At 61.2% G+C, this 17,802-nt stretch carries 23 protein-coding genes; 12 read left to right on the forward strand and 11 right to left on the reverse strand.

Annotated features, from left to right (window positions below; all coding sequences use genetic code 11):
- Positions 1 to 35 precede the first annotated feature (35 nt).
- A complete protein-coding gene (locus AW06_RS18125) occupies positions 36 to 341 on the reverse strand; it encodes a hypothetical protein (protein WP_034953117.1) in 306 nt (101 codons plus the stop codon).
- Positions 342 to 548: 207 nt separating this feature from the next.
- On the opposite strand from AW06_RS18125, the gene AW06_RS18130 reads away from it, so the two are divergent.
- Genes AW06_RS18130 through bioD form a run of 6 tightly spaced genes read left to right on the forward strand, consistent with a single transcriptional unit; the run spans position 549 to position 6,406 of the window.
- Positions 549 to 1,724: a DUF2863 family protein gene (locus AW06_RS18130; protein WP_034953120.1), complete on the forward strand. Its 1,176-nt coding sequence runs from the start codon at positions 549 to 551 to the stop codon at positions 1,722 to 1,724.
- A 7-nt stretch (positions 1,725 to 1,731) separates the two neighbouring features.
- Positions 1,732 to 3,057 carry an adenosylmethionine--8-amino-7-oxononanoate transaminase gene (bioA, locus tag AW06_RS18135; RefSeq protein ID WP_034953122.1) on the forward strand — a complete coding sequence of 442 codons (1,326 nt, stop codon included), beginning with the start codon at positions 1,732 to 1,734 and terminating at the stop codon, positions 3,055 to 3,057.
- Positions 3,054 to 4,208, forward strand: a complete 1,155-nt coding sequence (gene bioF / locus AW06_RS18140) for an 8-amino-7-oxononanoate synthase (RefSeq protein WP_034953124.1) — start codon at positions 3,054 to 3,056, stop codon at positions 4,206 to 4,208. The genes bioA and bioF overlap by 4 nt, the downstream gene beginning before the upstream one ends.
- Positions 4,205 to 4,969 (forward strand): alpha/beta fold hydrolase, encoded by a 765-nt coding sequence (locus AW06_RS18145; RefSeq protein WP_034953127.1) that lies wholly within the window; start codon positions 4,205 to 4,207, stop codon positions 4,967 to 4,969. Before bioF ends, AW06_RS18145 begins: the two co-directional genes overlap by 4 nt.
- Entirely contained in the window at positions 4,950 to 5,720 is a 771-nt protein-coding gene (gene bioC, locus AW06_RS18150) for a malonyl-ACP O-methyltransferase BioC (RefSeq protein ID WP_034953129.1), read from the forward strand. Before AW06_RS18145 ends, bioC begins: the two co-directional genes overlap by 20 nt.
- On the forward strand, positions 5,717 to 6,406 hold the full coding sequence (gene bioD / locus AW06_RS18155; protein ID WP_034953132.1) for a dethiobiotin synthase: 690 nt from the start codon (positions 5,717 to 5,719) through the stop codon (positions 6,404 to 6,406). Before bioC ends, bioD begins: the two co-directional genes overlap by 4 nt.
- 59 nt (positions 6,407 to 6,465) lie before the next feature.
- On the opposite strand, the gene AW06_RS18160 is transcribed toward bioD, so the two are convergent.
- Complete coding sequence (locus AW06_RS18160) at positions 6,466 to 7,647, reverse strand: acetyl-CoA C-acyltransferase family protein (protein ID WP_034953135.1); 1,182 nt, start codon at positions 7,645 to 7,647, stop codon at positions 6,466 to 6,468.
- 301 nt (positions 7,648 to 7,948) lie between these two features.
- On the opposite strand from AW06_RS18160, the gene AW06_RS18165 reads away from it, so the two are divergent.
- Positions 7,949 to 8,335 (forward strand): hypothetical protein, encoded by a 387-nt coding sequence (locus AW06_RS18165; protein WP_138677471.1) that lies wholly within the window; start codon positions 7,949 to 7,951, stop codon positions 8,333 to 8,335.
- Here AW06_RS18165 and AW06_RS18170 read toward each other — a convergent pair whose 3' ends face one another.
- The 4 genes from AW06_RS18170 to AW06_RS18185 form a co-directional block, all read right to left on the reverse strand.
- Complete coding sequence (locus tag AW06_RS18170) at positions 8,336 to 8,932, reverse strand: CoA pyrophosphatase (RefSeq protein WP_138677487.1); 597 nt, start codon at positions 8,930 to 8,932, stop codon at positions 8,336 to 8,338.
- A 31-nt stretch (positions 8,933 to 8,963) separates the two neighbouring features.
- Entirely contained in the window at positions 8,964 to 9,173 is a 210-nt protein-coding gene (locus AW06_RS18175; protein WP_324577301.1) for a hypothetical protein, read from the reverse strand.
- Between the two features lie 66 nt (positions 9,174 to 9,239).
- Positions 9,240 to 9,926 (reverse strand): TIGR02281 family clan AA aspartic protease, encoded by a 687-nt coding sequence (locus tag AW06_RS18180; RefSeq protein ID WP_246148361.1) that lies wholly within the window; start codon positions 9,924 to 9,926, stop codon positions 9,240 to 9,242.
- A 32-nt stretch (positions 9,927 to 9,958) separates the two neighbouring features.
- Entirely contained in the window at positions 9,959 to 10,402 is a 444-nt protein-coding gene (locus tag AW06_RS18185) for a universal stress protein (RefSeq protein ID WP_034953143.1), read from the reverse strand.
- Between the two features lie 42 nt (positions 10,403 to 10,444).
- Here AW06_RS18185 and AW06_RS18190 point away from each other — a divergent pair, with 42 nt between their 5' ends.
- The 4 genes from AW06_RS18190 to AW06_RS18205 are packed head-to-tail and all read left to right on the forward strand — an operon-like array spanning position 10,445 to position 12,901.
- The gene (locus AW06_RS18190; protein ID WP_246148357.1) at positions 10,445 to 10,966 is read left to right on the forward strand and encodes a hemerythrin domain-containing protein; all 522 of its coding nucleotides are present in this window, start codon (positions 10,445 to 10,447) and stop codon (positions 10,964 to 10,966) included.
- On the forward strand, positions 10,959 to 11,192 hold the full coding sequence (locus AW06_RS18195; protein ID WP_034953148.1) for a DUF2249 domain-containing protein: 234 nt from the start codon (positions 10,959 to 10,961) through the stop codon (positions 11,190 to 11,192). Before AW06_RS18190 ends, AW06_RS18195 begins: the two co-directional genes overlap by 8 nt.
- Positions 11,193 to 12,509, forward strand: coding sequence for a hypothetical protein (locus tag AW06_RS18200; protein WP_034953151.1), 1,317 nt, complete (start codon positions 11,193 to 11,195; stop codon positions 12,507 to 12,509). It begins immediately after the preceding gene.
- Positions 12,509 to 12,901: a SirB2 family protein gene (locus AW06_RS18205; RefSeq protein ID WP_034953153.1), complete on the forward strand. Its 393-nt coding sequence runs from the start codon at positions 12,509 to 12,511 to the stop codon at positions 12,899 to 12,901. The genes AW06_RS18200 and AW06_RS18205 overlap by 1 nt, the downstream gene beginning before the upstream one ends.
- Before the next feature lie 120 nt (positions 12,902 to 13,021).
- Here AW06_RS18205 and fnr read toward each other — a convergent pair whose 3' ends face one another.
- Positions 13,022 to 13,765: a fumarate/nitrate reduction transcriptional regulator Fnr gene (gene fnr, locus AW06_RS18210; protein WP_034953156.1), complete on the reverse strand. Its 744-nt coding sequence runs from the start codon at positions 13,763 to 13,765 to the stop codon at positions 13,022 to 13,024.
- 97 nt (positions 13,766 to 13,862) lie between these two features.
- On the opposite strand from fnr, the gene hemN reads away from it, so the two are divergent.
- Positions 13,863 to 15,260 (forward strand): oxygen-independent coproporphyrinogen III oxidase, encoded by a 1,398-nt coding sequence (hemN, locus tag AW06_RS18215; protein WP_034953158.1) that lies wholly within the window; start codon positions 13,863 to 13,865, stop codon positions 15,258 to 15,260.
- A gap of 30 nt (positions 15,261 to 15,290) precedes the next feature.
- Here hemN and AW06_RS18220 read toward each other — a convergent pair whose 3' ends face one another.
- The 4 genes from AW06_RS18220 to AW06_RS21150 form a co-directional block, all read right to left on the reverse strand.
- Positions 15,291 to 15,704: a hypothetical protein gene (locus AW06_RS18220; protein ID WP_034953161.1), complete on the reverse strand. Its 414-nt coding sequence runs from the start codon at positions 15,702 to 15,704 to the stop codon at positions 15,291 to 15,293.
- Entirely contained in the window at positions 15,701 to 16,606 is a 906-nt protein-coding gene (locus AW06_RS18225) for a prepilin-type N-terminal cleavage/methylation domain-containing protein (RefSeq protein WP_034953165.1), read from the reverse strand. Before AW06_RS18225 ends, AW06_RS18220 begins: the two co-directional genes overlap by 4 nt.
- Positions 16,607 to 16,608: 2 nt before the next feature.
- A complete protein-coding gene (locus AW06_RS18230; protein WP_034953167.1) occupies positions 16,609 to 17,058 on the reverse strand; it encodes a hypothetical protein in 450 nt (149 codons plus the stop codon).
- Positions 17,059 to 17,371: 313 nt separating this feature from the next.
- Positions 17,372 to 17,794: a GspH/FimT family pseudopilin gene (locus tag AW06_RS21150; RefSeq protein ID WP_246148354.1), complete on the reverse strand. Its 423-nt coding sequence runs from the start codon at positions 17,792 to 17,794 to the stop codon at positions 17,372 to 17,374.
- Positions 17,795 to 17,802 lie beyond the last annotated feature (8 nt).

Consider the following 17,802-nt stretch of genomic DNA (forward strand, 5'->3'; position numbering starts at 1 on the left):
GTTACCTATTTCAGTATAGGTCTGCTCTTCCACCGTCACGTCACCAAACGTACCAGTCCAGTGCAGTTTTTTACCTCGCGAACAACCCCACTCCTTGCTTCCAGCTCGACTGCAGCCTCATTTGCAGTCTTCCGGCCCCAGTCCTGCATGACCTCAAGCCCCATTGGGCGGAGTTCTTCAATCGCTCGGCGCTCGGCTTCGTCTGCTCGTCGCACGTCCCCTGAGGCGATTTCGACAACATCCAGCATCCTTTCCATCCGAGCTTTTAAGGCCGGATGACGTTCTAACCGCTCCGCAACCGTTTCTCGCTTGCCCACCGCAATCTTCCTTTCCAGATCCATGGCATCTCTCCGATAAGGTCACCCTATCCGACTATACACGTTTCGTGCCTGCCGCCTCATCCCACTGCCCCCTTCGAGTCACAACGCTCCCGTGACTTTCGATTGCACCCAAGTTGCAGAGATACACTGACGAAGATGTATGCGCACCAACGCTAGGCCCGCCAGCTTGGTACAATGATGAATTGACCGTCCTGCAGGCTCCCGACCATGAAACGCAACCGCTTTACCTCCCGCAAGCGTATTTCGGCTGACGCCACCGAGTTGAGCCGTCTGGCCATCGGTCTTGCCGAATCCGGCAGCAAGCTGGAGGACATGTTCTGGCAAAACCGTCTCGGCAAACTCGTCGACAAACTGTTTCATGACGGTGCCGAGGACGACTTCACCGGCTCGCTGGACCGTCTGTTCGACGCACATGCCATGGCGCATGACGATCTTGCAGACACCATCGAGGCGCACGCCGAGTCATGCGTGCTGTCGCACCTCGAGCAGGAGTTCGACATCCTGCTCTTCACGGTACCGCTGCTGGCCTGGTCGCGCTTTTCGATTCCCACCGTGATGATTCCGAGAAGCATTCTGCAGACGCTGAAGGTGCACCTCGGCGCGCATGTCTTTGCTGCGGGTGCCCGGCTGGCGCTCGCCGATTATCTGTATAGCCCGGATCAACTGCCGCACAGCTTCACCGATACCTGGCAACTGATGCAACGACTGGGGACCGCAGCGATGGCCGGCAGCGACCTCGGTATCGACGCATCGGGCATGCCTGAAACCAATCGCTTCCTTTCCGATACCCGTTACCTCGTCGGTGCGCTGGCGGTTCGCCGTGGACAGCCCCTCTTTCGCTGGAACGAAGCCGACAAGAGCACCCGCGAGAGTGCCCTCAAGGAATGGGTCAAACAGGGCGGACCGTGCTTCGAGGCCCTGCTCACCGGCTGTTCCTATGAGCCCCTGCTAGCTGACGCCTACCATGCCGCCTGCAGGGCGGCCGACAGCGCTTCGCGTCCGTATTCGCTGAAGGCTTCGGTGGCGTTTCTGCAGGCCACTCTCGGGCAGCCCATCGAGAGCCTGCGTGCAGTCATCGGCGGTTTCCATGACAAGCGGCTGGAGGAGTACCGAATCGGTTTTGGCCCGAAAGACGGTGACCTGGTTTTTCATGGTGTCGTCTGGCCATTGCTGGGCATCGAAGATGAAAACACCGATGTCGCCGGCGAGATCGAAACCGCTTTGCGCAAATCTGGCCTCAAGGATGTGGTCACGCTTGACCAACAGTTTCCCTACGAGTTCTGTGACGATTGTGGTGCGCCGCTCTATCCGAATATCGACGGCGATACCGTACACGCCGAAATGCCGGAGCAGAACAACGTGCCATCGCAGACCCTGCATTGAACCGATGATGAGCAATCGCGACCTGCTGCAACGCAGCCTCGATGCCGTCTGGCATCCATGCACCCAGATGAAGCAGCATGCTTCCGAGGCCCTGCCGCTGGTTCCCATTGCCTGCGGCAAGGGGGTCTGGCTGTATGACTTCGACGGCCGGCGCTACCTCGACGGCATCAGCTCGTGGTGGGTCAACCTCTTCGGCCATTGCCATCCGCGCATCAATGCGGCGCTGCGCGAGCAGCTCGATGAACTTGAACATGTCATCCTTGCCGGTTGCACGCACCGGCCGGTGGTCGAGCTCTCGGAGCGGCTGTCGGCACTGGCCGGCGGCATGCTCGGCCATTGTTTCTATGCTTCCGACGGTGCTTCGGCCACCGAAATCGCGCTCAAGATGTCTTTCCACTCCTGGCAGAACCGCGGTTTCCAGGACAAGCAGGAATTCCTGTGCCTGGCCGGCAGCTATCATGGCGAGACCATCGGTGCGCTTGCAGTCACCGACGTCGCCTTATTCAAGGACGCCTATGCGCCGCTGATCCGCCCGGCTGGCATTGTGCCGACGCCCGATGCACGCCTCGCCGAGGCGGGGGAAACCCCGGTCGATGTCGCCCGCCGTGCGGCTGCCGCACTTGAGAACCATCTCGAACGACACCATCCGCGCATCGCCGCGCTGATCGTCGAACCGTTGATCCAATGTGCCAGTGGCATGGCGATGTACGATCCGGAATATCTGCGCCTGGCGCGTGGCCTCTGCGACCGCTACCAGGTGCATCTGATCTGTGACGAGATCGCCGTCGGTTGTGGGCGTACCGGCACCTTTTTTGCCCATCAGCAGGCGGCGATCCAGCCGGACTTCCTCTGCCTGTCGAAAGGCATCTCCGGCGGCTACCTGCCGCTGTCGATCGTGATGACCAGCGATGCGGTCTACTCCGATTTTTATGACGAACGAACCAGCCGCGGTTTTCTCCACTCGCACTCTTATACCGGCAACGCGCTGGCCTGCCGGGCGGCCCTGGCAACCCTCGACCTTTTCGCTGATGAACAGGTGATCGACGCCAATCGCAGCCTCGCCGAGCATCTCGGCCAATGCCTGGCCGCGCTGGCTGGGCACCCGCAGGTGCGCCACCTCCGCCAGCGTGGCATGATCGCTGCGTTCGACGTGTACACCGACGATCCGGAGTTCTCACAACGCTTCTACCGGCAGGCTCTGGTCAACGAAATCCTGCTGCGACCAATCGGCAATACCGTCTATTTCATGCCGCCCTACGTGATCAGCCGCGATCAATGCGCGTTCCTCGTGGATCGCGCCCGCGCTGCACTCGAGGCAGCGCTCGGCAGATGATCTGGGAAGAACTGCAAAGCGAACTCGATACCCTGCAGCGTGACGGACTCAAACGCCAGCGCCGGACTCTCGAATGCCCTTGCGGACCGGTTGCCCGGCTTGAAGGTCGCTCACTGCTCAGCTTCTGCAGCAACGATTACCTTGGCCTGGCCAATGACCCGGCGCTGGTCGAAGCCGCCTGCGCCGGTGCCAGGGCCTGGGGAGTCGGCAGCGGCGCTTCGCATCTGGTTAGCGGCCATCTGGGGGCACATGCCGTGCTGGAGGAGAAGCTCGCCGCGTTCACCGGTTTTGCACGCGCCCTACTCTTTTCGACCGGCTACCTGGCCAACCTGGGGATCGTTCCGGCGCTGGTCGGGCGTCACGACGCAGTGTTCGCCGACCGGCTCAACCACGCCTCCCTGATCGACGCCGTGCAGCTCGCGCGCGCCGACAGCCAGCGCTACCCGCACGGCGATCTGGCGGCACTCGAACGTCTGCTCGCCACGAGTCCGGCCAGACGCAAGCTGATCCTCAGCGACGCGGTGTTCAGCATGGACGGCGATCTTGCCCCCTTGCCCGGCCTGCTGGCGCTCGCCGAGCGCTTCGATGCCTGGCTGGTGGTCGACGATGCGCATGGTTTCGGGGTTCTCGGTCGGCAAGGGCGCGGCAGCCTTGACCATTTCAACCTTCCTGCGGCCAGGCGCCTCGTCTATATGGGCACCCTCGGCAAGGCGGCGGGAGCTGCCGGCGCTTTCGTTGCGGGTGACGCGACAGTGATCGAATGGCTGGAGCAGCGTGCACGAAGCTACATCTTCACTACCGCCGCCAGCCCGATCATCGCCTGCGCGCTGGCCACCAGCCTCGACCTGATCGCTGCCGGCGATGCTCGTCGTCAGCATTTGAGGCAACTCGTCGCGCAGTTGCGCGCTGGGCTCGCCGACACACGCTGGCAGCTACTGCCTTCATCGACGGCGATCCAGCCGGTGATCATCGGCGACAACCATGAGGTCCTGGGGGTCGCCAGCGCGCTTTTCGAGCGTGGCCTCTGGGTACCGGCGATCCGACCGCCGACGGTGCCCAGGGGAAGCGCGCGTCTGCGCGTGTCGCTGACCGCAGCCCACCGCGAAGCCGACCTGGCCCGGCTGGTCGACGCCTTGCGAGCGCTGGCATGACCGTGCTCATCGGCCAGGATCCCGAGCTCGCGCTGGTGCACGGCTGGGGACTCGGCAGCGCCGTCTGGCAGCCGCTGCTCGCACCTTTGTCGCGATCCTGCCGGGTGCACCTCGTCGATCTCCCCGGCTACGGCCCTTCACCGGCCAGCGATACGGATTTCACGGAGACTGCACGAAACCTGATCGATGCGCTTCCCGATTCGGTGATCCTCTGTGGCTGGTCACTCGGTGCCATGCTGGCCATGCGCGCCGCCCTGCTCGCACCGCAACGCGTCGCCGCCTTGGTCCTGGTCGGCGCCACCGCCAGTTTCATCCAGCGCGACGGCTGGCAGCATGCACAGGCACCGGAACTGCTCGACAGCTTCTCGGCGAGTATCCGGCAACAACCGGAACAGACTTTGCAGCGTTTTGTCGGGCTGCTGAACCAGGGTGACGAGCAGGCGCGGGCGCTTTGCCGCACGCTGCGCGCCGGTCTGCGCGCCGGCCGGATGCCTGACCCGGAAACACTGCGCTGCGGCCTTGACTGGCTTCGTGACCTCGACCTGCGTTTGCTGTTGCCGAAGATTGCGACACCGAGCCTGCTCATCCACGGTGATCAGGACCTGCTCAACCCGCTCGCAGCGGCGAAGTCCCTGGAGAAAGCGATGCCGAACGCCCGCCTGGAGGTATTCATCGGCGCCGCGCACGCACCCTTCCTTGCCGATCCTGATCGCTTCGTAGCCCTGCTGGACGAATTCTGCCATGTCCGCACCGCCTCCTAGGCAACGTGTTCGAGCATCCTTCGATCGCGCTGCTGCCTCCTATGACGATGCTGCGGTTCTGCAGCGACAGGTCTGCGAATCGCTGCTGGCAGGTTTTATGCCCAGTCCGGGACCAATTAGCATCCTCGACGCCGGCTGCGGTACTGGCTACGGCGCCCGCCTGTTGCGCGGACGCTGGCCAGACGCGACGATCACCGCGGTAGACTTCGCGCCGGCGATGCTGGCCCGAGCACGCCAGGACGCCGATCTTTGCCTTGTTGCCGACATCGAGGCCCTGCCCTGCCAGGCGGACTGTTATACGACCTGGTGGTCGAACCTGACCGTGCAGTGGTGCGCGGTTGACCCGGTTTTCCGGGAAGCGCGGCGCGTCCTTCGCCCAGGCGGACAATTGGCGCTGAGCACGCTCGGTCCCGGGACATTCGACGAACTGCGCAAGGCCTTCAGCGGCATCGACCGCCATCTCCACACCTTGACTTTTAACGAACCAGCGACAATAGAAGCGGCGCTGGTGGGAGCCGGCTTCTCCGAAATCCGCCTGCACCGCGAGACCATCAGCCTGCACTACCCCGACTTGAAAACTTTGTTGCGCGCGGTCAAGGACATCGGCGCCAACTCGGTGGGCGAAGGTGGGCGTAGCGGCCTTCTTGGGCGTGCTGCCTGGCAGCGGGTGCAGATCGCCTACGAAGCGCACCGCACGGCGGCCGGCCTGCCGGCGCGTTACGACGTGATTCTTGCTTACGCCAGAAAATGACAGACCTACGCGGCTGGTTCATCACCGGCACTGATACCGAGATCGGCAAGACTTTTGTCGCCTGCGCGCTACTGCACGCCTTCCGCCAGGCCGGGCTGAGCGCAGTGGCGATGAAGCCGGTCGCCGCCGGCCTCGATGAACAGGGTCGTAACGAGGATGTCGAACGCTTGCTCGCGGCTTCGTCGATCCAGCCCGCACGTTCGCTGGTCAATCCCTACGGATTCCGTGCTGCGATCGCGCCGCACATTGCCGCCACAGAGGAAGGCCGGAGCATCGAACTGCCGTGCATCGCCGCGTCTTTTGCCGAGCTGCAGACCCTCGCCGACGTGGTTCTCGTCGAGGGAGTCGGCGGTTTCTGTGTGCCGCTCGGCGCCGACTGCGATACCGCCGATCTGGCGATGATGCTCCGCTTGCCGGTGATTCTCGTCGTCGGCATGCGCCTCGGGTGCATCAACCATGCGCTGCTGACCCAACAGGCGATCGCTGCCTGCGGCCTGTCGCTGGCCGGCTGGGTGGCCAACCGCATCGATCCGGCGATGTCCCGTTTCAGCGAGAACCTGGCGGCACTGCAGCAACGGCTGGCGGCGCCGCTGCTTGGCGTCGTCACACATGGCACGACACCTGCAGAAGCCGCGCACCGGCTGCAGTTACCGGCCATGGGGCCGGCCTTGAGTCCAGGTACGTAGACAACAGGTAGGTCGGGTGGCGCCCTACGGGCTCACACGACCTACTCAGAACGCGAAGATCAGGTGCGTTCGAAAATCACCGCGATGCCCTGCCCGCCACCGATGCACATGGTGACCAGCGCATACTTGCCGCCGACACGCTGCAACTCGTAGATCGCTTTCGTTGCGATGAAAGCGCCCGAGCAACCGACCGGGTGGCCGAGAGCGATCGCGCCACCATTCGGGTTGGTTTTCACCGGGTCGAGACCGAGCCCCTTGCTGACCGCGATGGCTTGCGCGGCAAAGGCCTCGTTGGACTCGATGACGTCCATCTGATCGAGCGTCAGGCCGGCCTTCTTGAGCACCGCTTTGGTCGCCGGGATCGGACCTTCGCCCATGATCTCGTTCGGCACACCGGCAACGGCGTAGGCAACGAGACGGGCAATCGGCTTCTGACCAGCACGGGCGGCGACGTCGGCAGCGGTGAGCACCATGAAGGCGGCTCCGTCATTGATTCCGGAAGCATTGCCGGCGGTTACCGTCCCGTCCTTGGTGAAAGCTGGCTTCATCTTGGCCAGGGTTTCGATCGTCGTCGCCGGTTTGACATGTTCGTCGGTGTCGAACACGACATCGCCCTTGCGGGTTTTCAGGACAATCGGAACGATCTGCGATTTGAAGCGGCCATCGGCGATGGCGGCGGCCGCACGGCGATGCGACTCGGCGGACAAGGCGTCCTGCTCTTCACGGCTAATTTGCCACTTGGTAGCGAGATTCTCCGCAGTGACGCCCATGTGCCCCGCTCCGAACGGGTCGTTGAGCGTGGCGACCATCATGTCGATGGCCTTGGTGTCGCCCATGCGGGCACCGCTGCGCATCGCTGTCAGCATGTAGGAACCACGTGACATGACTTCGACACCGCCGCCGATACCATAGTCGGCATCGCCGAGCATGATATTCTGAGCTGTCGTCACGATGCCCTGCAAGCCCGATGCACACAGACGGTTGACCGCCATGGCCACCGAATCCATCGACAATCCGGCCTGGATCGAAGCAACGCGGGCCACATAGGCAAAGCGCGAATCGGTCGGAATGCAATTGCCGACCGTCACGTAAGTGATTTGCTGCGGGTCGACACCGGAACGGGCGATCGACTCCTTCATCACGGTACCCGCCAGCTCATGCGGCTCCATGTTGGCGAGCGAACCACCGAAGGTGCCAATGGCTGAACGAACCGCGCTTAGTACAACGACTTCTCTGCTCATGAAGAAACTCCTGTAGATAATCGATCAACCGCCTACCAGACTGGCAAGCCTCATCAAAAACCACCACCGCAGCAGCGAGCCGCACCGGCAGCCGGCCAATGATAGCAAAGGTTCGCTGTGCAAGGCTTCCGAAATTGCCCTCTGCGGACTTCACGCTGGCGTCACTTTCGCGTGTGCCAAGCGCCCGCAGAATGTCAGTATAATGGCGAAAATGGATCTGTCGTCAGTCTTCAGTAAAACGCCCAAAGGCATCGAGGAGATCTCTACCCGCGCGAGCCACCTACCTTTTCGCATGCGAGCCATGTTGATCATGGTCGATGGGCAGCGTACCGGAAACCAGTTGCTGGCTTTTGGCGCATCCGCTACCGAGGGTGCGAAGCAACTGGCCGCCCTGCTGGATGGCGGGTTCGTGCAGGTACAGGCGCCGGTACATAAAACGGCCGAAGCGGTCGTTCGGCCATCACCAGCCGACCGGGAAGACATCAGCCTCGCCAAAAGCTACACTGTCCGGGCTTTGCAGGAATTGCTGGGTTCGCAGGCCGACGCGCTGATCGCGGAGGTCAAACAGGCAAAAACCGCCGCTGACCTCCGGCAGAAGGTCGGCAAACTCCGCGCTGCGCTGCGCGCTGCGCCCGACCAGAAAAAGGCCAAGCAGTTTCTGGTGAAACTCGCGATGGTGCTCGATTGATCACCCCTTGGCGAGGGCTCGCCAGAGGGACAGGATGATTCCTGCGGTCGCTCCCCAGATGAAATACTCCCCGTACGGCATTGCCGTATAGTGGCGCAGCCTGCCTCGGTAATGAAGCGAATGCTGCTGGTGGTTGGCGGGATCCAGCAGAAAGGCCAGCGGCACCTCGAAGGCCTCTGCGACCTCAAAAGCGTCAAGCTGCAACTCGAAAGGTGGGGTCACCAGGGCTACCACCGGGGTGACCCGAAAGCCGGTACTGGTGAGGTATTCAGGCAGGTAGCCGGCGATGTCGACATGCGCGGCGGCCAGGCCGATCTCCTCGGCAGCCTCACGCAAGGCCGTATGCGCCGGCGAAGCGTCGGTTGGCTCGCACCGCCCGCCTGGGAAACTGATCTGGCCTGGATGATCCTTCAGATGCGCAGTGCGCTGTGTCAGCAATACGGTTGGCCCACCGATGCGCCGAACGATCGGGAAGAGCACGGCAGCCGGCAGCAACTCCTCGTCACCAATACCGTCTTCGAGCACCGCTGTCACCAGTGAAGGCTCGCGGTGCAGGACCTCGCGTATACGGTCGAGGTCCCCAACACCGCTGCCCATTGCCGGCTCGAGTGCTGGGGCAAGCAAGGACTCAGCTGCCGACAACACGCTCTTCCTCCTCGATCTCTGCACGCACCGCGGCAAGGGCGTCGCGCAGGGTTTCTTCGGGCAGGGCGTTGAGCGTGCTCGAAACCAGATTCGCGGACTTGATGGCTCCCTGCGGCAGCACATTGCTGTCCAGAGAGGCGACCAGTGCAGCCGTTGCACCGACGACCTGCAGCAGCCTCTGTCGCTCGCTCATCAAAAGCTCGAGCTCGTGGCCCAACATCGATCCTTGTTTGTCGCGGTGAGGCATATTCGACTTCTCCTAGTAGCGCTTCCTGAGAGTCATGGTCTGACCATCGCGCTGCATTTCCATCCGGTTCAGGAAACTCATGCCCAGCAGGGCAAACGGCAGGTCCTGCTGATGCACCAGGGCATCGACATTATTCAGGACAATCTCGCCAACCCGTACCGTATCCAGCTTGATATGAATCACCAGGGCGGGGCCATTGGCCGTACTGGTGACCCCCCGCTGTCCTTTGCTGGCGTCAATCCCGATGCGCCGCGCATCGCCGGCACCGAGCGAGATCATGGTGGCGCCGGTATCCACAAGAAAGCGAACGGTCGTTCCGTTGATGTTTCCAGTGGTCAGGAAATGGCCACTCCCATCAGCAGTCAGGACTGCCTTGCCCCCTCCCTCACCTGCGGGTTGCGACGCGACGTTCTGCCCAACCCGCAGGATACGCTTCTTTCCGTCGGTCTCGATGGTAGCGGTGTCATTATCGACCGAGAGCACCTTGATGCCTTCGTCGGTTTTCGTGCCGACTGCCACGGTTCGAGGCGCTCCACCATTGATGGTCAGCAAAGCCTTTCCTGGAAACACGCCGGCCAACCCGACATCAACCGCCAGTGCAGACCCACAGAGCAAGCAGGAAGACAGGCAGAGTACCTGCCGAATCGCCATCCATCCACAACGCCAGTGGCCACCATTGCCGACACGGCGCTTGACCATCCCGTATCCTCCTCCAGGCAAACCTGGCGGACTCAGCGGTAAACAAGCACCGGAATTTTCGAGTGCGTGAGCACCTTGTTGGTCTCACTGCCAAGCAACAGGGCGGTGATGCCACGACGACCATGCGAGGCCATGAAAATCAGGTCGCAGCCTGCCTCGGTGGCAGCGTCGATGATCGCCTGGTAGGGAATGTCACTGGTCAGCGATCGCTTGGCAACCTGGACACCCTCGGTTGCGCCGAGTTCGACGACGAAATCCAGCGTCTGCTCAGCTTGTTGCTCGGCAAGTTCGGCAAACTTCTCAGGTGTCGTCGGGTCGATCAACGCTCCTTCTCCATAATAAGTGACCGGGTATTCCGGTTTGGCGAAGAATACCGTAATGCGCGCCCCGGTCTCCTTGGCGAAGGAAATTGCTCGTCGGGCAGTGTCCTGGGAAAGCTGGGAGCCATCGGTAGGGACAAGGATGTGTTTGAACATGGCATTTCCTCCTCAGAGTATTCATTCTAATTGATATTGGTCATGGTTGGCGGCAAGCACCCGCTTGACAATAATAGTGTTAGTTCAGCGAGGTTCTGTATGCACACGATCACGAATTTCATGGCCAACGATCATCGCTCTTGTGACCATCTGATGGTCGCGGTCGAGCAGGCTGTCGCCAGCGGCGACTGGGCTCTGGCGAGGACCGATTTCGGTCTATTTCAAAAAGCGATGCAGGATCATTTTGAGGCCGAAGAGTCGCTCCTCTTTCCGCTCTTCGAACAGAGCACCGGCATGTACCGAGGGCCTACGCAGGTGATGCGCGGTGAGCACGCACAGATGCGACAACTGCTCGCCGCCGCCGCCGAGGCTCTGGTCGGGCAGGACTTTGACGATTATACTGGCATTGCAGAAACGCTATTGGTCATGATGCAACAACATAACCTCAAGGAAGAGAACGTGCTATATCCGATGTGTGATCAGCATTTGACCGATCAGGTCGAAGCCTTGCTGCCGGAGCTGCAGAAGCAGCTCGCCGGACCAGAAAAGTCCCGACATGACTAGGGTCGATGCCGACATCGTCATTGACGCACGCGGCCTCGAACCGCCAGAGCCGATGGTACGCAGCATGGAAGCGCTCGGTCAACTGGGCTCAGCCCAGAAACTCCTGGTGCTGCTTCCCCGTGAACCTTACCCGCTCTACCGGGCGCTCGAGATCAATGGCTTCTCCTGGCAGACGGCATATCGGCCAGACGGCACGGTAGAAGTCCTGATCCAGCATAAACAATAAATGCAGGCACTGCTGTCGTTTGATCAGGCGCCGCCGTTTGCCGCCCCGTTCCGCTTTTTTCTCACTGCCCCGCTGTTCGCCCTGTTCGCCGGCATGCTCCTGTTGTGGAGCGGGCCAGAGCTGTTCGCCTCGCGCTGGACACCCGCAGCGCTGGCGCTGACGCATCTGATCAGCGCTGGATTCATGCTGCAGGTGATGTTCGGGGCGATGATCCAGATTCTGCCAGTAGTGGCCGGGGCAAACATCGCGCAACCGCTGCTGCTGGCGACCCTGGTGCATGCCGCGATCACGCCGGGAGTATTGCTCCTGGCTACAGGTTTTCTGACTTCCGAGCCACTCGCATTCCGCTTGGCGGCGCTGTTGCTGGGCAGCGGCACGGCACTCTTCCTTGGCGCCGCAGGCCATGCCCTGTATGCGGTGGCATCGAGCAATCCCACCATTCGCGGCCTGAAACTGGCGTTGCCGGGTCTGGGCATGACCGTTTGCCTCGGAATGCTGCTGGCAATGGCTCTCGCCGGATCGTTCGAGGTGCCGCTACTGCAACTGACGTCGATTCACTTCGCCTGGGGCTTCGTCGGCTGGAGCATCATCCTGCTGGCCAGCATCGCCTTCGTGGTGGTACCGATGTTCCAGATCACGCCGCCTTATCCGACCTGGTTTGCGAATCGTTTTGCCGGCTCGCTGATGACTATGCTGTGCCTGTGGAGTATTGCGGATGGCCTTGGCTGGACATGGCTGGCGGCGCTGCTGGCGGATGCAGTGCTGCTGACGGTTGCTGCACTGGCGGTGCTGACGCTGCAGGTGCAGAGCCGCAGCAAACGTGCCCGCTTCGACGCGACCCAGCATTACTGGCGCCTGGCGATGCTGTGCACGCTGGCCAGCTGCGTGCTGTCGCTGGCGGCAAACCACCTGCCGTTACTTGCCGAGCATCAAGCGTGGCCGCTGCTCTGCGGTGTACTGGCATTGTTTGGCGGAGGACTGTCGGTGATGATCGGCATGCTCTACAAGATCGTTCCTTTTCTGGTTTGGTTGCACTTGCAGAATCTGGGTGATGGACGAGTGCTGGCACCGAACATGAACAAGGTCATTGCCATGCGTCAGATCGACCGGCAGATGTACGCCCACTTCCTGGCTCTGGCCTTGCTGCTGGCCGCAGCGTTATGGCCCGGATGGTTCACTTATCCGGCCGGACTGATGCTGCTGATTGCCAATGCCAGTCTGCTGCGCAACCTGCTGAGCGCCCTCGCATGCTACCGGCAGCATTGCTTGAAGATCGCTGCCGGGATGGCCTCTAAACCTGCCGAGCAGGACTCCTGATGAGCTACCTGTTTCTCAAGCACCTGCACATTGGCTGTGTCGTGATCAGCGGCGCCGGCTTCCTCCTGCGTGGTCTGTGGATGCTGGCGGACTCCCCCTGGCTGCAGCGACCAGGCGTGCGGGTGTTGCCTCACCTAGTAGACACCGTCCTGCTGACTAGCGCGATCGCCCTGGCCGTGCTCAGCAGTCAATATCCCTTCGCCGCCGCCTGGTTGACTGCCAAGCTGATCGGTCTGCTGATCTACATCGGCTGTGGGACGATGGCTCTAAAACGCGCGCGCAGCAAGGCGCAGAGAGCCGCTTTTCTGGTTGCTGCACTCACTGCATTTGCCTACATCGTCACCGTCGCCTTAACGCGCAGCCCCTATGGCTTGATTGCAGGACTGGCTTGAAGCGACTGCCTAACGGTCATGACTTTTCCAGGCACCCCCGATCATGAAAGTCATGACCGTTTGTTTCCCTCCCCCGCATGTGGGGAGGGGGGATTCGTGAGTTGCTGACGCAACTTCACATCAACCGCGCTGGTGAGTCATCAGTTTCTTTAACCCTTCGGTATTGAGAATCCGGATTTTTCTTTGATGGACGGCGAGCAGTTTTTCCTCCTGGAAATGCGAAAAGGCTCGACTGACGGTTTCCAGTTTGAGGCCGAGGTAGCTGCCGATTTCGTCGCGTGACATGCGCAGATTGAATTCGGCAGGCGAATAGCCGCGGGCCTTGAAACGTTGCGAGAGGTTGAGGAGAAATGCCGCCAGACGTTCTTCGGCACGCATCGTCCCGAGCAACATCATCACCCCGTGGTCACGAACGATCTCGCGGCTCATTACCTTGTGGAAGTGATGCTGCAGGGTGTGGATTTGTCTCGACAGCCCTTCGAGATGCGAGAAGGGAATCGCACAGACTTCACTGTCTTCGAGGGCGATGGCGTTACAGGTATGAATTTCGCTGCTGATGCCGTCGAGGCCGAGCAGCTCGCCGGTCATCTGGAAACCGGTGACCTGGTCACGGCCATCCTCGATCAGCACGTCGGTCTTGAAAAAACCGCTGCGCACTGCGTAGATCGATTCGAAGACCTGCCCGGCGCGGTAGAGATAATCGCCGCGTTTCAGTCGCCGGCGCGCGGAAACCAGTTCGTCGAGCTTCTTCAGTTCCTCCGGGGCGAGACCAATGGGGAGGCACAGCTCGCGGAGGTTGCAGTTCGAACAGGCGGTTTTCACGATTTCAAAGGCCAGCCTCGCTGTCGCGGCATCTTTGGACATACCGAGCTTTTTTCTCCAAACCCTGCGTTTGATCCACGTCAACCCGACGGCATCGCCTCGGCCCGATAATGCAGACAATAATTAGTGTCGTGGGAACATGAACTCTGCCACAGGCAACCTGGTTTTTGATCCTCAGATCATCCGCCGTTTCGACATCAACGGTCCGCGCTACACGTCGTACCCGACAGCGGATCGCTTCGTTGAAGCCTTTGGCGAAGATGCCTCCAGACTCTGGCTCGGCAAGCGCAATATTGGCGCCATCAGCCGACAGCTGTCATTGTACTTCCACATTCCCTTCTGCAACACCATTTGCTATTACTGCGCGTGTAACAAGATCATCACCAAGGACCATGGTCGTTCGGCCAAATACCTGAAATACCTGGCACGTGAACTGGCTCTGCAGAGCAGCTATCTCGAAGGTGGCGATCAGGAAGTGGCGCAGTTGCACTGGGGAGGAGGTACTCCGACCTTTCTGACACACGACGAGATGCGTCAGTTGATGGCCGCGACACGCAGGCACTTCAGACTGATCGAGGGCGGCGAGTATTCGATCGAAGTCGATCCGCGCAAGGTGGATCGCAGCACCGTCGAACTGCTCGGCGAACTGGGCTTCAATCGCATGAGCGTCGGCGTGCAGGATTTCGATGCAAGCGTCCAGTTGGCCGTGAACCGCGTGCAGAGCGAGGAAGAAACCTGCGCCGTCATCGACGCAGCACGCGCCACCGGTTTCAAGTCGATCAGCGTCGACCTGATCTACGGCCTGCCGAAGCAGACGGTGATGGGCTTTGGACGCACCCTCGACCGCGTGATCGAGCTCAGTCCGGATCGCGTCTCGATCTACAACTACGCCCACCTGCCCAGTCTGTTCAAGCCGCAACGCCGCATCCTGGAGTCGGACATGCCCTCCGCCGACGCGCGTCTGCAGATTCTTGCCCTGGCGATTCGCAGGATGACCGACGCGGGCTATGTCTACATCGGCATGGACCACTTCGCGAAACCCGACGATGAACTTGCGGTCGCGCAGCGGCAGGGGCGTCTGCACCGCAACTTCCAGGGGTATTCGACGCATTCGGACTGCGATCTGCTGGCCTTCGGCATCTCGTCGATCAGCAAGGTCGGACCCACGTACAGTCAGAACGTGAAGACCCTTGACGAATACTACGACCGGCTGGACAGCGGCACCCTGCCGGTCTACCGCGGCATCGAGCTGAACGCGGATGACCTGCTGCGGCGTTCGATCATTCAGTCGCTGATGTGCCATTTCGAACTGTCGATCGAGTCGATCGAAATCGCCCACCTGATCGACTTCAAGAGCTATTTCGCCACCGAGCTCGACGATCTCCACGAAATGGTCGATGCCGGCCTGGTTCGCGTCGATGACAAATGGATCAGCGTGCTGCCGCGCGGCCGCATGCTGGTCAGAGCGATCTCGATGGTCTTCGACCGCTATCTGCGTGCCGACCGGCAGCGTACCCGCTACTCGAAGGTGATCTGAACCTGATTCATGCCTGCCGGCTCTGCCACGTCAATCCGTTTCGATGAACACCTGAATCTGTCTTTCGACATAACCAGCATTACCGACCGCCCCCCCCGCCGAAGCGGTGGATGTCACCCAGAAAATCGTCCGGTTGCTTGCGCCTTCCGTGTAAGTATTCGAGGTACAAGTCACCCATACCGTAAATCCGTCGGTAAACGCCGGTTGACCTGGCGGACACGCGTTGCTGGCGATGATCACTCCTGCCGCCCATTGCACACCGCCTTTTGCCGCCCAGTACGCTCGCGAACCCTGCACATCCTGCGCGGAAGTGAGCTGCTGGGTATTCGAGAAGGTGAGCATGAAAGCACCCAGAGCCGCCAGCACGACGAGCAGGAAGATCGCCGAGACAAGGGCGAAACCGCCCTGAGCGATCACCGTTGAACGGGTTCGTCGGCGGTTCATGGCGTATTGTCCACGTGCGCCTGGTGATAAAGAGAAATAGTCTCGCCGGAAGCCACATCGGTAATCCCCAGGGACATCGAGACCATGCCGAAGCGGCTTAGTCCGGTACTGACTCCCGGCGGATCATAAGTGAGACTGCAACTGCCAAGATTGCTTGCCAACACCGAAGAGGTTGCCCCAGCGACCATCGCCGCGCAGGTCGCCGGTGGTGTCCAGGCCGCACCCAGAACACGCACATGCCGGGTCAGTGATCCTCCGTCACATCGGAAAGAAACCACGTGCGAGCCGGCCGGGATCACCTGGAATCGGTTACCCGGCGATTGACTCGGCAATTGCTTGCGGCCGAAGGGCGCTGCCGCTCCAACTCCGACAAAGCTGATCGCGGTGGTGTTTGGCGTGCCGCCGGGCTCGGCCACCGTCGCTACCTGAATGGCGTTGATGCCGGTATATGCATCACCGCTGGAGCTGCCGTCGTTGAACACCACCACGACATCGCCCGCGGCAATCCGGCTGTCGGCGGGCAAGGTGCTGTTCAGCCAGAGCATATCGAAGCGATCGTCAATCGCCGTAAAGTCCAGCGGATCGCCATTCCCGGTCGTCCCATCGACTTCGGCGCGATAGCGTGCGCCGATCTTGGTCGGAATGAATTCGATGCACAACCCGGACCCGTCCGCTGAAGTTCGCACGCTATTCGGCAAGGCCAGCCGGATGTCCCGGGCCATGCGCCGCACCGCCGTATCGGCGATGTCGGTCAGACCTGCCCGGCGTTCGGCATCCAGGTAGCCATCGACTGGCGTGCGGATGAACACTGCCACCATACTGGCAATGATGCCCGTGATGACGATCACCACAATCGCCTCGATCAGCGTGAAGCCGCAATTCCTGGTGCGCAGGCCATTCATGATCAGAAACCCGCGGCGCGATAGCCGAACAGCGTGATTTCCTGCCCACCGCCCGTCACGGTCACAGTGACCCTTTGCATGGCAACCCCGCTAACGTTCACCGCGGTCACGGCCACCGTTGCCGAAAGATTCGCGAGAGCAGGGATCAACGTTGCACCGAGCGTATCGACACCGCGGATGACGGCGCTTGCAGGCGCTCCGTCAAAGCAGGTGTAATCCGTCACGCCGACATACAGGGCGCGGTTGGAACAGGTATTGAAATCGGTTTCCGGCAGGGTTGCCGTCGCATCCCGAGGCAGCACCTCTTCGAGAATTGCCTCGGCCATTGCTACGGCCTGCTTGCGCAGCATCGGGTCGGCACTCGCTCGGGTGCCTGAATTCATCACCACGAGAATGCCGAAGATCCCCACGTTGATGATGAGGATGAACAGGATCAGCTCGATCAGTGTCAAGCCACGTTGACTGGAGGGGGTAAATGAAAGTGTTGGGAGAGTCCGACAGGCTCCCCTCCCCCCTCGCGGGGGAGGGGTTCGGGGAGAGGGGGCGTCCATGCCCTCGCAGAGGCCAGCAGAGCAGATTGACGGCTCTGACCACTTGTTTTCGCAAGGATTCGACGAAGTCGTGTGCAACCATGACCCCCTCTCCCCCAACCCCTCCCCCGCGAGGGGGGAGGGGCGATCACCCCATGCCAACGCCTTTCCATCGAACCAAGTACTTCGACCAACACTTTCATTCGCACCCTGACTGGAGCGCTGACAGGCGGTTTCAGTGAACATGACCGGTCGTATGATCGATGGTCATTGTACCGGCCGTGCCGGCCACGTTGATGGTTACATTGCTCGCCTGATCAGTATCGCCCAGGCTGCGAAACTGCAAGGCCGCAACCGACGAAGACAGCCCTGTGCCACCCCGCGGCGGATTGGGCAAAGCCAGCGGGGTATCGCAAACATTCGAGTTGGCCGCCGCGGCGATCGTCAAGCCTACGCCGGTCGCCCCCAGGGTCACACAAACCGTGCGCCGCTGCGCCACGGCCGTCTTCTGAGCATAACGCAGCAGGGACTTGGTTTCATCGTAAAACCCTCGCGATTCAAAGACGTTCCGGTCAAGAAATCGCGGCCATGCGACAATGGCCAGGATGCCGACGAGGATCAGCACGGTAATCAGCTCAATCAGCGTAAAACCGCGCATTCTCATTT

The organism is Candidatus Accumulibacter cognatus, from assembly GCF_000584975.1.
GTDB classification, from domain to species: domain Bacteria; phylum Pseudomonadota; class Gammaproteobacteria; order Burkholderiales; family Rhodocyclaceae; genus Accumulibacter; species Accumulibacter cognatus.

Coding starts and splice junctions, on each gene's coding strand:
- AW06_RS21150 (WP_246148354.1), bottom strand. CDS start 17,794: ATGCGCGGTTTTACGCTGATTGAGCTGATTACCGTGCTGATCCTCGTC.
- AW06_RS18180 (WP_246148361.1), bottom strand. CDS start 9,926: ATGGTCAAGCGCCGTGTCGGCAATGGTGGCCACTGGCGTTGTGGATGG.
- AW06_RS18125 (WP_034953117.1), bottom strand. CDS start 341: ATGGATCTGGAAAGGAAGATTGCGGTGGGCAAGCGAGAAACGGTTGCG.
- bioD (WP_034953132.1), top strand. CDS start 5,717: ATGACAGACCTACGCGGCTGGTTCATCACCGGCACTGATACCGAGATC.
- hemN (WP_034953158.1), top strand. CDS start 13,863: ATGAACTCTGCCACAGGCAACCTGGTTTTTGATCCTCAGATCATCCGC.
- bioC (WP_034953129.1), top strand. CDS start 4,950: ATGTCCGCACCGCCTCCTAGGCAACGTGTTCGAGCATCCTTCGATCGC.
- AW06_RS18145 (WP_034953127.1), top strand. CDS start 4,205: ATGACCGTGCTCATCGGCCAGGATCCCGAGCTCGCGCTGGTGCACGGC.
- AW06_RS18175 (WP_324577301.1), bottom strand. CDS start 9,173: ATGAGCGAGCGACAGAGGCTGCTGCAGGTCGTCGGTGCAACGGCTGCA.
- AW06_RS18195 (WP_034953148.1), top strand. CDS start 10,959: ATGACTAGGGTCGATGCCGACATCGTCATTGACGCACGCGGCCTCGAA.
- AW06_RS18205 (WP_034953153.1), top strand. CDS start 12,509: ATGAGCTACCTGTTTCTCAAGCACCTGCACATTGGCTGTGTCGTGATC.
- AW06_RS18165 (WP_138677471.1), top strand. CDS start 7,949: ATGTTGATCATGGTCGATGGGCAGCGTACCGGAAACCAGTTGCTGGCT.
- AW06_RS18185 (WP_034953143.1), bottom strand. CDS start 10,402: ATGTTCAAACACATCCTTGTCCCTACCGATGGCTCCCAGCTTTCCCAG.
- fnr (WP_034953156.1), bottom strand. CDS start 13,765: ATGTCCAAAGATGCCGCGACAGCGAGGCTGGCCTTTGAAATCGTGAAA.
- AW06_RS18190 (WP_246148357.1), top strand. CDS start 10,445: ATGGTTGGCGGCAAGCACCCGCTTGACAATAATAGTGTTAGTTCAGCG.
- AW06_RS18225 (WP_034953165.1), bottom strand. CDS start 16,606: ATGAATGGCCTGCGCACCAGGAATTGCGGCTTCACGCTGATCGAGGCG.
- AW06_RS18200 (WP_034953151.1), top strand. CDS start 11,193: ATGCAGGCACTGCTGTCGTTTGATCAGGCGCCGCCGTTTGCCGCCCCG.
- bioA (WP_034953122.1), top strand. CDS start 1,732: ATGAGCAATCGCGACCTGCTGCAACGCAGCCTCGATGCCGTCTGGCAT.
- AW06_RS18170 (WP_138677487.1), bottom strand. CDS start 8,932: ATGGGCAGCGGTGTTGGGGACCTCGACCGTATACGCGAGGTCCTGCAC.
- AW06_RS18160 (WP_034953135.1), bottom strand. CDS start 7,647: ATGAGCAGAGAAGTCGTTGTACTAAGCGCGGTTCGTTCAGCCATTGGC.
- AW06_RS18220 (WP_034953161.1), bottom strand. CDS start 15,704: ATGAACCGCCGACGAACCCGTTCAACGGTGATCGCTCAGGGCGGTTTC.
- AW06_RS18130 (WP_034953120.1), top strand. CDS start 549: ATGAAACGCAACCGCTTTACCTCCCGCAAGCGTATTTCGGCTGACGCC.
- bioF (WP_034953124.1), top strand. CDS start 3,054: ATGATCTGGGAAGAACTGCAAAGCGAACTCGATACCCTGCAGCGTGAC.